This window comes from Streptomyces sp. NPDC001796 (genome assembly GCF_042892355.1).
Taxonomy (GTDB): Bacteria; Actinomycetota; Actinomycetes; order Streptomycetales; family Streptomycetaceae; genus Streptomyces.
In genome coordinates this window covers 129,634-141,699 of the sequence record NZ_JBIAUC010000004.1, presented here as the reverse complement: position 1 = coordinate 141,699, position 12,066 = coordinate 129,634, and the positions used below count along the sequence as shown (strand labels likewise).

General features: G+C 69.7%; 10 protein-coding genes. 6 read left to right on the top strand and 4 right to left on the bottom strand.

Features of this window, described 5'->3' with window-relative positions; all coding sequences use genetic code 11:
* Positions 1-9: 9 nt before the first annotated feature.
* Entirely contained in the window at positions 10-891 is an 882-nt protein-coding gene (gene ligD, locus ACFYZE_RS10240) for a non-homologous end-joining DNA ligase (RefSeq protein WP_388990798.1), read from the bottom strand.
* Between the two features lie 62 nt (positions 892-953).
* Between ligD and ACFYZE_RS10235 the strand changes: the two genes are divergently transcribed.
* On the top strand, positions 954-2,033 hold the full coding sequence (locus ACFYZE_RS10235; RefSeq protein WP_388990796.1) for a Ku protein: 1,080 nt from the start codon (positions 954-956) through the stop codon (positions 2,031-2,033).
* A gap of 33 nt (positions 2,034-2,066) precedes the next feature.
* Here ACFYZE_RS10235 and ACFYZE_RS10230 read toward each other — a convergent pair whose 3' ends face one another.
* Positions 2,067-3,416, bottom strand: coding sequence for a beta-ketoacyl-[acyl-carrier-protein] synthase family protein (locus ACFYZE_RS10230; RefSeq protein ID WP_388990794.1), 1,350 nt, complete (start codon positions 3,414-3,416; stop codon positions 2,067-2,069).
* A gap of 182 nt (positions 3,417-3,598) precedes the next feature.
* On the opposite strand from ACFYZE_RS10230, the gene ACFYZE_RS10225 reads away from it, so the two are divergent.
* The 3 genes from ACFYZE_RS10225 (at position 3,599) to ACFYZE_RS10215 (ending at position 8,038) form a co-directional block, all read left to right on the top strand.
* Positions 3,599-4,081, top strand: coding sequence for an SLATT domain-containing protein (locus ACFYZE_RS10225; protein WP_388990792.1), 483 nt, complete (start codon positions 3,599-3,601; stop codon positions 4,079-4,081).
* A gap of 173 nt (positions 4,082-4,254) precedes the next feature.
* Positions 4,255-5,361 carry an NAD(P)/FAD-dependent oxidoreductase gene (locus ACFYZE_RS10220; RefSeq protein WP_388990790.1) on the top strand — a complete coding sequence of 369 codons (1,107 nt, stop codon included), beginning with the start codon at positions 4,255-4,257 and terminating at the stop codon, positions 5,359-5,361.
* A gap of 256 nt (positions 5,362-5,617) precedes the next feature.
* Entirely contained in the window at positions 5,618-8,038 is a 2,421-nt protein-coding gene (locus tag ACFYZE_RS10215) for an MFS transporter (protein ID WP_388990789.1), read from the top strand.
* A gap of 428 nt (positions 8,039-8,466) precedes the next feature.
* Here ACFYZE_RS10215 and ACFYZE_RS10210 read toward each other — a convergent pair whose 3' ends face one another.
* Together ACFYZE_RS10210 and ACFYZE_RS10205 are read right to left on the bottom strand one after the other, a co-directional pair.
* Positions 8,467-8,679 carry a hypothetical protein gene (locus ACFYZE_RS10210; protein WP_388990787.1) on the bottom strand — a complete coding sequence of 71 codons (213 nt, stop codon included), beginning with the start codon at positions 8,677-8,679 and terminating at the stop codon, positions 8,467-8,469.
* A gap of 55 nt (positions 8,680-8,734) precedes the next feature.
* Positions 8,735-8,956, bottom strand: a complete 222-nt coding sequence (locus tag ACFYZE_RS10205) for a hypothetical protein (RefSeq protein ID WP_388990785.1) — start codon at positions 8,954-8,956, stop codon at positions 8,735-8,737.
* A 756-nt stretch (positions 8,957-9,712) separates the two neighbouring features.
* Here ACFYZE_RS10205 and ACFYZE_RS10200 point away from each other — a divergent pair.
* Both ACFYZE_RS10200 and ACFYZE_RS10195 read left to right on the top strand, forming a co-directional pair.
* Complete coding sequence (locus ACFYZE_RS10200) at positions 9,713-11,056, top strand: toll/interleukin-1 receptor domain-containing protein (RefSeq protein ID WP_388990783.1); 1,344 nt, start codon at positions 9,713-9,715, stop codon at positions 11,054-11,056.
* A complete protein-coding gene (locus ACFYZE_RS10195; RefSeq protein WP_388990781.1) occupies positions 11,049-12,065 on the top strand; it encodes an AAA family ATPase in 1,017 nt (338 codons plus the stop codon). Before ACFYZE_RS10200 ends, ACFYZE_RS10195 begins: the two co-directional genes overlap by 8 nt.
* Position 12,066 lies beyond the last annotated feature (1 nt).

Here is a 12,066-nt window from a genome sequence, read left to right as displayed (position 1 = left end):
CGCTCGGCCTCAGGGCAGTGGAACCGCTTGATCCGGGTCGCAGAGCGCGGCCATGAGGTCCCCGTACGCCTGCAACCGGGGGGCGATGTCCGCGGCGCGGAAGACGAGACTGCCGGGCGAGGCGCAGTCCCTCACCTCCTCCCAGGTCACCGGCGCCGACACGGTGGGCTCCGCCCGGGCGCGCAGCGTGTACGGCGTGGCGGTGGTCTTGCGCGCCGCGTTCTGGCTCCAGTCCACGAAGACCTTCCCGGGCCGCAGACTGCGGGTCATACGGTGGACGACCAGGCGGGGCATCGCCTTCTCCGCCTCCACGGCGAGCTGCCGGGCGTAGTCCGTCGTCCGCTGTGAAGGCGTCTGTTCCACGGTGGCGAGCAGATGCAGCCCCTTGGAGCCGGAGGTCTTCGCGTACGCCTCGATCCCGTCCGCCGCCAGCCGTTCCCGCAGCCACAGGGCGACCTCGCAGCACTCGACGATCGCCGCCGGTGCCCCCGGGTCGAGGTCGAAGACCAGCCGGTCGGCGATGTCCGGCGTGTCGATGCGCCACTGCGGGGTGTGGAACTCGGTGACGAGGTTCGCCGCCCACATCAGGCTGGCCAGGTCCTGGATCAGCACCATGCGGGCCGCGCCCTCCGTACGCGGCACCTCGGCGGTGGTGACCCAGTCGGGCGTACCCGGCGGCACGTTCTTGGCGAAGAACAGCTGTCCGTCCGGCCCGTCCGGGTAGCGCAGGAAGGACAGCGGGCGGTCCCGGAGGTGGGGCAGCAGGGCGCCGGCGGTGGTCGCGTAGTAGTGCAGCAGCTCGCCCTTGGTGAAGCCGGTCGCGGGATGGAGCACCTTCTCCAGGTTGCTGAGCGCCAGCCGTCGGCCCTCCACCTCAGTGATCGGCGTCATACGATGAGAATCCCATGGGAACCCCATGAAATCGCCCGACCTATCCGGAAAAGGGGCGGAACGTGCGATCCATCTGGAACGGCGCCATCTCGTTCGGCCTGGTGAGCATCCCCATCAAGCTGATGAACGCCACCGAGAACCACTCGATCTCCTTCCGTCAGATCCATCTGGAGGACGGCGGCCGGATCCGGTACCGCAAGTTCTGCGAGCTGGAGGACCGCGAGGTGGCGCAGGCGGAGATCGGCAAGGGGTACGAGGACGCGGACGGCTCGGTCATCCCGATCACGGACGAGGACCTGTCCCAGCTGCCCATCCCGACCACCAAGACGATCGAGATCGTGGCGTTCGTCCCGCAGGACCTGATCGACCCGCTCCAGATGGACACGGCCTACTACCTGTGCGCGAACGGCACCCCGGCCGCCAAGCCCTACACGCTGCTGCGCGAGGCGCTGGGACGCACGGGAAAGGTGGCGATCGCGAAGTTCGCCCTGCGGGGCCGGGAACGGCTCGGGATGCTGCGCGCGGTCGGCGACGTCCTCGCCATGCACGCCCTGCTGTGGCCGGACGAGATCCGCGCACCGGAGGGCGTGGCACCGGAGGGGAACATCACGGTCCGGGACAAGGAGCTCGACCTGGCGGACGCCCTGATGGACACGCTGGGGGAGGTGGACCTGGACGAGCTGCACGACGAGTACCGCGAGGCGGTGGAGGAACTGATCGCGGCGAAGGCGGAGGGCAAGGAACCGCCGACGGCGCCGGCGCCGGAGGGCGGCAAGGTGCTCGACCTGATGGCGGCGCTCGAGAAGAGCGTGCGCGTGGCCAAGGAGGCGCGGGGGGCGGGCGAACAGGAGGCGGAGCAGAAGGCCGAGGTCAGACGGTTGCCGCAGCGGAAGGCGGCGCGTACGGAGCCGAAGGAGACCGGCGGGAAGAAGAGGGCGCCGGCGGCGAAGAAGACGGCGGCGAAGTCGGGGACCACGGCGAACAGGACGGCGGCCAAGCAGAGTTCGGCCAAGCAGAGTTCGGCCAAGCAGAGCACGACGAAGCAGACCGCGGTCAAGCAAGGCGCGACCAAGAAGACGGCAGCCAAGAAGACGGCGGCGAAGAAGACACCGGCGAGGAAGGCGAGCGCGAAGGGGGCTTGAGACACCGGCGAGGAAGGCGAGCGCGAAGGGGGCCTAGCGCAGCCGCCGCAGCGCCAGTACGGCGTTGTGGCCGCCGAAGCCGAAGGAGTTGCTCAGGGCGAGGTCGCCGCGTGAGGGGAGCGGGCGGGCGCGGCCACGGACCACGTCCAGCGGAATCTCCGGATCCTGGGAGTCCTCGGGACGGTGGGCTGTCGCGCCGATCGTCGCAGGGATGAGCCCGTGGTGCAGGGTCAGCACCGTGGCCACGGCCTCCACACCGCCCGCCGCGCCCTGCAGATGCCCCAGGTGGCCCTTGACCGCCGTGACCGGCACGGCGTCGCCCAGCACCTCCCGTAGCGCGATGCCCTCCGCGAGGTCGCCGTCGGGCGTGGCGGTGGCGTGCGCGTTCACGTGGACGACGTCCGCGGCCCGTGCCCCCGCGTCCCGCAGCGCCCGCCGCAACGCGAGCACGATCCCGGCACCGGACGGATCCGGCGCCGCCATGTGGTGCGCGTCGGCGGACAAGCCCCACCCGGCCGCCTCGCAGTACGCACGCGCCCCGCGCGCCCGTGCGTGCTCCTCCGCCTCCAGCAACAGGAACCCGGCGCCCTCGCCGTTCACGAACCCGTCGCGGTCCTTGGCGAAGGGCCGGGAGGGCGAGACGTCCCCCACAGCGTGCCGGGACAAGGCCCGCAGCGCAGCGAACGACGCCATGATCGCCGGTGTCACCACCGCCTCGGCGCCGCCCGCCAGGGCCACGTCCACGTGGCCGTACCGAATCCGGTCGACCGCCTGCCCGATCGCCTCGGTCCCCGAGGCGCAGGCACTCGTCACGGTGCGCGCCTCCCCGGTGATCCCCAGGTCGATCGATATCTGAGAGGCGGCCTGCGAGGGCACGGTCATGGGGGTGGTGAGGGGCGAGACCGCGCGAGGCCCCCTCTTCCGCAGCACCCGGTCCCCGCCGACCAGCACGGAAGCGTCGCCGAGGATGGACCCTACGGACACGCCGACGCGCTCGGGTTCGAGCCCGCTGTCCATCGCGCCCGCCAGATCGAATCCGGCATCCCGCCAGGCCTCCCGTGCCGCGAGCACCCCGAATTGCGCGGCCCGGTTCATCCGCCGGGCCCGCGGCCGGGGCAGCAGCGCGGCGGGATCGGTGGGCACGGTCCCGGCCGTGCGGACGGGCAACCCGGTGAAGTCGTCACCCGTCAACTCGGATATCCCGCACCGCCCGTCGACAAGCCCCTGCCACAACTCGGCCACCCCGACACCGAGCGGGGTGATGGCTCCGAGCCCGGTCACGAGGACCCGCCGCGGCGTGGCACCGCGGGTCGGCCGGCGAGAGCCCGGGCGGTGGCGTACGAGGTGGCCGGGGGCCTCGTCCTGTTCGGTCGGCTGAGGCAACCCGGCGTCCGGAAGCGGCGGTCGGGGCGAGGAGGAGGCAGAGGGGCGCATGGTGCCACGCAGCTTTCCGTGGATCCGAACGCTGCTGCCCCCAGGCCCGGTTGTGCTGTCCGTCGGTCAACTCCACTGTACGTCTCCCGCATACGGGACGGGGTCGGGGCCGCATAGGACACCATGGAGCCATGCGCCGACGTAGACCGGACACCAGCTCGTGGATCGAAGCCCCAGACCCGGTGCTCGCACTCGCCCGGGAGGAGCTGGCCTTCTACGAGGAGGTGCGCGACTCGGCCCGCAAGTGGTACCGCGTCACCGAACTGGGAGCCCTGGCCACCTCGTCGTCCACGGTGGTGGCGGCAGGGCTCCATGCTCCCGCCTGGCTCACCGCTCTCATCGCGGGCGGCGCCCTGTTCTTCACCGGGTTCCGGCAGGTGTTCGGGCACGGCCCCCGTTACGTCCTGGCGGCGCAGTCCCGTGAGTCCCTGCGACGAGCCCTCAACCGCTACCAGTTGCGCCCCGAGGCCGACCGGGACACACGAGCGCGACAGGAGCTGCTCGCCGCAGTGGAGCAGGTGGGCGACGAGGAACTGCGGCAGTGGGTCCAGCAGCGGCAAGGGACCGCCTTGGACGGCAACGGCCCGGACAGCGGCTCACCGGCGCTTTCCTGAACCCGGCACGGGCCCGCGCCGAGCGGCGCCCGCCCACACCATCGCTTCACGGAACACGCACACGACCGCATCGAAAGTTTAGGGTTCAAGAGTTAGTCTGCCCCGGCAGTCGAGTGACCGAGAACGACTGATCCGCGCGGCACTCGCACCCCACCAGGCACAGGAGACCCGGCGTGCGCGACGGTGATGTAGTGGTGATCGGCGGCGGTTACGCGGGCGTTCGCCTGGCAAAACGGCTGGACGCCCTGGCCAGGGTCACGTTGGTGGACCGCAAGGAGGTCTTCTTCCACCGCATCGCCTCCCTGCGCGCGGGCGTGCGCCCGGAGTGGACGGCCACTCCTTTCATTCCGTACGACCGGCTGCTGCGCAACGGCCGTGTCCTCGTCGGCAAGGCGGTCCGCATCGACACCGCCGAGCGGCACGTGGTGCTGGCCACCGGCGAAAGGCTGCCGTACGACGTGCTGGTGATCGCCACGGGCGCCGACTACCCGGAACCGGCGCGCTTCACCGGCACCACCACCGACGAGGCGGCCAAGTCGTTCGCCGGACACCAGCAGCACGTGGCCACCGCCGACCACGTCCTGGTCGTCGGCGGCGGGCCGTCCGGTGTCGAGCTCAGCGCCGAGATCCGCCTGGTCCGGCCGGACGCCCGGGTCACGCTCGCCCACGCCGGGCCGGAGCTGCTCCACTCCACGGGCAGCACGCGGGCCGGCCGCAGGGCTCGCGCCTGGCTGGAGTCCCACGACGTGGAGGTGCGGCTCGACTCCTTCATGTCCCCCGGCAGTGCCTTCGGCACCTATCGCGACGCTCACGGCGACGTCGTCGACGCCGACCTCTCCTTCTGGGCGACCGGCACCACCCCCAACACGCTCTGGTTGCGGCTGGCCGGTCACGGCGACTGGCTCGACGGTGCCGGTCATGTGAAGGTCGACCGGACGCTCCGGGTCGAGGGGTGGAGGGACGTGTTCGCCGTCGGTGACGTGAACGACGTCAGGGAACTCAAGATCACCCCTGCCGCGCTCGCCCAGGCGGACATCGCCGCCCACAACATCCGCGCGCATCTGCGGGGTTCCGGCAGGCACCGCAAGGAGCCCCGCTTCTACCGGCCGAGCCGCCGCACCCCGCTCATCGTGCCGTTCGGCCCGGCCGCCGGAGTGACCGTGATGCCCGTGCCGGGCGGCGAAACCGCCGTCCTGGGCAGCCGCACCAGCACCCTGGCCAAGGCCAGGACGCTCCTGACGCCGTATATGAGACGCCAGCTCGGCTACACCGCGGCCTGAGGCGCCGACGGGACGACGATCGAAACGTTTGCGTTTCGCTACGAGGTTCCCTACTCTCGGGACGGTGTACGAAACCGTTTCGGACAGACGGTCTCCTGCCTTCTCCCCGAAGCGACCTCCACACCGGCCGAGCATCGAACGAACCGACGCCCACACCCCGTACCCCGAGCGCTGGACGGACACCGTCGTCCTGCTCCGCCTCGAGGCAGAAGGCACTGAGCCACCCGGAGCCCTTGAGCCCCGCAAGAGGGATCACATGGAATTCATCCAGACCGAATCCGCCCCGGCCACAGATTCCGGCCGAACCCACCACCACGCCCAGCCCAAGCACCGATGGTGGGCGCTGGGCGTGATCGCCCTCGCCCAACTCATGGTGGTGCTCGACGCCACGATCGTGAACATCGCACTGCCGTCCGCCCAGCAGGACCTGGGCTTCGACAACAACGGACGGCAGTGGGTCGTCACCGCCTACTCGCTCGCCTTCGGCAGTCTGCTGCTGCTCGGCGGCCGGCTCGCCGACCTGTTCGGCCGCAAGACCACCTTCATCATCGGCCTGGTCGGCTTCGCGGCGGCCTCCGCACTCGGCGGGGCGGCGAACGGCTTCACCATGCTCGTCGTCGCGCGCGCCATCCAGGGCCTGTTCGGCGCCCTGCTGGCTCCCGCCGCGCTCTCCCTGCTGACCACGACCTTCACGGACACCAAGGAACGCGCGAGGGCGTTCGGCGTCTTCGGCGCCATCGCCGGTTCCGGCGCCGCCGTCGGCCTGGTCCTCGGCGGCCTGCTGACCGAATACCTGAACTGGCGCTGGACGCTGTACGTCAACGACGTCATCGCGGTCTTCGCGCTGATCGGCGCCATCGTCTTCATCAGCCGCTCGGTCCCGGCCCAGCGGCCCCGGCTGGACATCCCGGGCGTGATCCTGGTCTCCGGCGGCCTCTTCGGCGTCGTCTACGGCTTCGCCAACGCGGAGACGCACGACTGGAGCAACTGGATGACCTGGGGCTTCCTGGCCGCGGGCGGTGTCCTGCTGCTGGCGTTCTTCCTCTGGCAGACCCGGGCGAAGCACCCCCTCCTGCCGTTGCGGGTGCTGGCGGACCGCAACCGCGGCGCCGCCCTGTCCACCGTTCTCATCTCGTCCGCCGGCATGTTCGGCGTCTTCCTCTTCCTCACCTACTACCTGCAGGCGACGCTGGCCTACTCGCCGGTGAAGAACGGTGTGGCCTTCCTGCCGATGGTGGGCGCCCTGATGGTGATGGCGCAGCTGTCCACCAACGTGCTCGTGCCGAAGATCGGCCCCAAGGTCATCGTGCCCATCGGCATGCTGCTGGCCGCCGGCGGCATGGTCTGGCTGACCCGCCTCGGCCTGCACAGCGGCTACGCCGCGCATGTGCTGCCGCCCCTGCTGCTGATGGGCGCGGGCCTCGGCCTGTCGATGCCCGCGGCGATGAGCTACGCGACCCTCGGCGTCCAGGCCAGCGACCAGGGCGTGGCCTCGGCGGCCGTCAACACCACGCAGCAGGTGGGCGGTTCGGTCAGCACCGCGCTGCTCAACACGCTGGCCACCAGCGCCGCGACGGACTACGCGAAGCACCACATGACCGACCCGCTGGTCAAGGCGAACGCCGCGCTGCACAGCTACTCCACCGCGTACTGGTGGTCGGCCGGCTTCTTCGCCTTCGCGGTGCTGGTGACGGTGCTGCTCTTCCGCCGCAAGGCGACGCCTCAGCCGGCTGCGGACACGCCTGCCGCCCCGGCCTCGGGGGCCGCTGCCCCGGAGGCCGCCCCGGCCACCCCTGAGCCCGAGCCCGCGGCCGTCGCCGTCGCAGGGGACACCGGCGGCCGGGCCACCGACCGCCCGGACCTCGAGATCGACGGTCCGGACCTCGAGATCGACCGCCCGGACATCGAGATCGAGGGTCCGGGTGTGATCCGCGGCCAGGTGCGGGACGGGGCGGGCACACCACTGGCTCGCGCCGCGATCACGGTGCTGGACCCGACGGGCCGCCAGGTCGCCCGGGCCACCTCGCGCGAGGACGGCTCGTACGCCGTGCACACCTCCGCACGCGGGAGCCTGGTGCTCATCGGCTCGGCGGCCGGACACCAGCCCCAGGTCGCCACGCTGTCCCTGAACGGTGCACCGATCGCTTACGACCTGGTGATGCCCGCCGGCACGGGCACCCTGTCCGGCACGGTGCGCGACACGGGCGCAGAGGCGCTGTCCGGAGCCCTGGTCGTGGTCACCGACGAGCGCGGCGCCGTGGCGTCCTCGACGACGACGGGGACCGACGGCGCCTACCGGATCGCCGACCTCCTCCCCGGCGACTACGCGGTCACGGTCACCGCGGCGGGCCGCCGCCCGGCAGCCTCCCTGGTGACGGTCACGACCGAGGGCACCCACCACGACATCGAACTCCGCCCCGCCGCCGACGTGCGCGGCACGATACGCACCCGGGACGGCCGCACGGTGGAGGACGCCCGGGTCACCCTGCTGGACGCGGAGGGCAACGTCGTGGCGGCCCGCTCCACCGGCCCGGACGGCACGTACGCCTTCACCGATCTCTCCGGCGAGGAGTACACGGTGGTCGCCAGCGGCTACCCGCCGGTGGTCACGCCGGTGAAGATCGACGGGGGCGGGCGCCAGCAGGTGGACGTGTTGCTGGGGCACGAGGAGGCGTAGGGGTCCGGCAACGGCGGCCGCCGGCCCGGACCGTCCGACGGGGCGGTCCGGGCCGGCGGCCGCCTGCGGCAGGGCTGACTCGACGTCGGTCCCGGTCCGCGGACAAGCCGCAGTTCCCCGCTCGATCTTGTGCGCTCGTGGTGCGGAGCGCCGCGGCCGGTGCGAGTCGCGGACGAGACTTCGAGACTTCGAGCAGGGACCGGCGACCGGTCAGTACTCCCCGCCGACACATGGCGGGCGTCCGATCAAGGCCGCTGCTGGTGAAGTGAGGCGACCCCTGTCGCGCGATGGCCTGGCCCTAGGGAAGGACCCCGTACACGGCCGCGTCCGAACGGCGGTGAACGGGGCTGAATGAGACGGAAACCGAATCGGCCGCATTCCTCACGGCAGCATTTGAGACGGCGGGCGGCCAGTTGCCGCAGCCACCGTCATTCGTGGAGCTGAGCCGCCTCGGGCCGCACCGCGAGCATGCCCGAGCCGGGCTCGTGTGCGTCCTCGAACAGCAAGGTCTCGTCCTGCCCGAAGTCGGGGGCCTGGAAGGGGTTCGTCGTCGGAGGCGGTGATGCTGCAGCGGAGCGGCGGGGTTGCCCGTCCAGGGCGGAGAACAGTGGCGTCTGGTCGATGAGAGGTCTCTCTTTCATTACAGGCCCCTGAAGGCGCTGGCGTGCTCTGATGCCCTGACCGGGCACAGCGGTCCTACAGCTTGGTCATCTTGGCGTACGGGCTCAAGATCCGCATTCGCGCGGAGCCGAAATCCACGAGCGCCGCGATTCCGTCCTCGACGCCGATCACCCGGCCGAGGCCGTAGACGTCATGGGTGACCTGGTCGCCCGTGGCGAAGTGCTTGGGAGCCGGCGTGACCGGGGCCTTGAAGGGGCTGGTAGGCAAGTGACGCTTCGGTGCAGCACGCTTTGTCATGGCTCAGTATGAGCCTACGCGCACCCCGTTTGCTGTGGCCGTCGGCACAGATCCGGACGGCAGCAACCGCGTCAGGCCACTGACCTGGGGATTTCGAGACCAGATACGGCAAAACTCGACCGCAGGCCTCCCCTGCTGACAGTGGCTGACCACCGCGTCCGGCACGGTTGCGGCACGAACCTCAGCCGACGACGGTCGGCCACGGCAGCGAATGAGGTCGAGCGTGCCCGTGACCCGCAGAACACCGTGGACCTGTGTGCGGGCTCGAACGCCTTTGGAAGCGGCCGTCGCGGAGCTGGGCAGGGTGTCCCCCGACACGGCCGAGCGCCTCGCAGAACTCCTGCGCCCGGCATTGATTGGCACACGGATTCGACCGAGACCGCGACGGCGACGAACACGCATCGATCACCGCCGAGGAACACGGCTTGGTGCACCTCGGGACCGTTCGCCTTGAAGCGGCCGCACTGCTGCCGAAGCCGAGCACGGCAGGACTGTTGCGCGGAGCAAGAAGCGACGGCTGAACCACCTTTGGCCGCCCGGCGGTCCACACCTGTGGGTTGAACCGCTGTTCGACACCGGGTGGCCGCAGTCCGAGCGTGTTTCTGCGATCAATTCGCCCAGCCCCGTAGGACGGCGTTCTACCGGCGCCCCCGGTCCCGGCCGAGCCGCATGCAAACGGGTGACACCAGCCCGGGAAGCTGCGATCATGCTGACTTGCAATGTCGCTTGCCAAGGCCGCGGGTCGGGGAGTGCTAATTGATCAATCCCACAACACGGAAGCCGCGGGTTTTCATCAGCCACAGCTCACGGCGGCGCACCGCGGAGGAACTGCGCGAAGGCGACACGCCCAACCGGCATCATTACCGCAAGGAGTTCCTGGGCTTCCTGTTGGACCGGCTGGAGAGCGCGATTGGTGACGCGGGATTCGAGGTGTGGGTCGACCGCAGCCAGATCGCGGCGGGAGAGGAGTTCGAGCAGAAACTCAGCTTCGCACTCTATACCTGCGACATCGGTATCATCCTGATAGATCTCGACGCACTCGACTCGGCATATGTGCGTAAAGAGTCGACCATTCTCATGTGGCGGCACCAGATGGACGGCATCTGGACAATCCCGGTCCTGCTTTCCGGTGTGAACGCGACCGACCTGGCCGGCAGTCATCTCGGCCCCGCCCCGGTCGGCCTCAGTTCGCTGTCACTGCTGAGCGCACCGTCGTCGAAACTCAATCGGCAAGCGGCAGAGGAACTCGCCGACCTGATCACCGGAGAGCTCACCAAGGGTGCGAAGCTGCCGGAACGGGATTCGCCTTCGACCCGCTGGATCCAGGACTTCGTCGAACTCACTTCCGGCGTGTCGGTGGAGCGGTTGTGGCGCGTTGCCGAGCCCCTCGGGGTTGACCGTGCCGAGTGGCAGCGCGCCCGGGAGCCACATGCGATGGTTGCTGCGGCGATGCTCGGTGCGGATCTGCACAGCGTCTACAAGGCACTCGTGCAATTGATGAGCCTGGTCGACGAGGAAAAGGCCAGGGCGAAGACCGTGCAGCGGGCGTTACCCCTGTGGGTGGATCTGGACGCGGCCAAGATCGTGGTGGATGTCGGCGCCCTGCCCGCTGACCAGCGAGTGCTCGCGATCGCGACTCCGGCCTACCGCCTCGGCAGGCACGTGATCGAGCGCGGCACCTTTTCGGCCCCGGAGTATGCCACCCTTCCGGTACCCGACCCGGTGGGCGAGGAACCATTCGCCGAATTGCTGCACCGGTACGAGACCACCCTGCGCCGCACGCTCCACTTCTTCGGCGACGACACCTCCGAGACCTTTGCGAGTGAACTCGATGCCCTGGGAGGCAGGGTGTTCACGCTGATGCGTTGTGAGCACCTTGATCCGACCACCACGGTCCGTCTTCTCGAGGCGCTGCGCAAGCGTTTACCGGGCATCGTGTACGTGCTTCTGGGGAGAGGGGAGAGCAATGTGTGGCGCAAAGTTGAAGCGCCGATGGTCTATCGCAGCCCACGCGCGGACTGGGAGCGAAGCGCACGCCGATATGTCAGCCGTATGGCCAGCCTGGTTGGCGAAGAGATAGCAGTGGAGAGCGATGACTGACGAAACCGCTCTCGACGAACTCCTGACCTGTGTTCAGGATTTCCGGGACACCGCCGACGCCGTCGCGGAGTCCCGGGGCGACCTGAGAGACGGTCGGGTGTACGTCGTATCGGACGAGATCAAGACTGCGATCAAGGTCGCGATCGTCACCGGCCGGCCATTGCTGCTGTCCGGTCCGCCAGGCTGCGGAAAGTCCAGTCTGGCCAGCTATGTGGCGCGCAATCTCGGTCTGGCCTACAGCGAGTTCACCGTGACGGACGGCGCGCAGCCACAGGAACTGCTCTGGCGCGTCGACACGGTACGCCGGCTCAATGACGCGCAGTTGGGTCGGTTGAACACGCCGGACGGCCCGAACTCGCTCAACCAGTACATCGACCCCGGCCCACTGTGGTGGTCCCTCGATCCGAAGACGGCCCGTCGGCGAGGAGCTTCGGGCGAGGCGAGCGCTGTGCCCGACGCCAGACCGCCGAGCCAGTTGCGGGACCACCATCCGACTCGGTCCGGTGCCGTGTTGCTGATCGACGAGATCGACAAGGCGGACAGCTCCTTCTGCAACGGCCTGCTGGTGCCGCTGGGCAGTCGGCAGTTCTTCGTCCCCGCCATCGACACCATGGTGGTCGCCGACGAGACACAAGTGCCGGGCAGCCCGATCGTGCTGATCACGACGAACAACGAACGCGACCTGCCGGATGCCTTCGTACGCCGCTGTATCGCCCTGTCCATTCCCCCGCCGACGCCGGAGAAGCTCGTCGAGATCGCACTGCGGCACTTCGGCCGTCGGGCGCAGGAGCAGGACACCCAGCGACAGATCACCACGCTGGCTCAGCGCATGGCCGGTGGCGATCACCAGGGCAGTACGTCCTCGACGCCGAGCACCGCAGAGTTCCTCGATCTGGTGCGGACGCTGCTGAGCCTGAAGATCGACATCGATGGCGCCGAATGGAACATCGTTCAGCAACTGATCATCGAGAAGCGGGACGTCCGCAGCTCCCGGATGATGGAGTGGTGAC

Excerpts from the sequence above, each read along its gene's own strand:
- ACFYZE_RS10215 (WP_388990789.1), top strand. The coding sequence starts at position 5,618 with ATGGAATTCATCCAGACCGAATCCGCCCCGGCCACAGATTCCGGCCGA.
- ACFYZE_RS10205 (WP_388990785.1), bottom strand. The coding sequence starts at position 8,956 with ATGACAAAGCGTGCTGCACCGAAGCGTCACTTGCCTACCAGCCCCTTC.
- ligD (WP_388990798.1), bottom strand. The coding sequence starts at position 891 with ATGACGCCGATCACTGAGGTGGAGGGCCGACGGCTGGCGCTCAGCAAC.
- ACFYZE_RS10195 (WP_388990781.1), top strand. The coding sequence starts at position 11,049 with ATGACTGACGAAACCGCTCTCGACGAACTCCTGACCTGTGTTCAGGAT.
- ACFYZE_RS10210 (WP_388990787.1), bottom strand. The coding sequence starts at position 8,679 with ATGAAAGAGAGACCTCTCATCGACCAGACGCCACTGTTCTCCGCCCTG.
- ACFYZE_RS10225 (WP_388990792.1), top strand. The coding sequence starts at position 3,599 with ATGCGCCGACGTAGACCGGACACCAGCTCGTGGATCGAAGCCCCAGAC.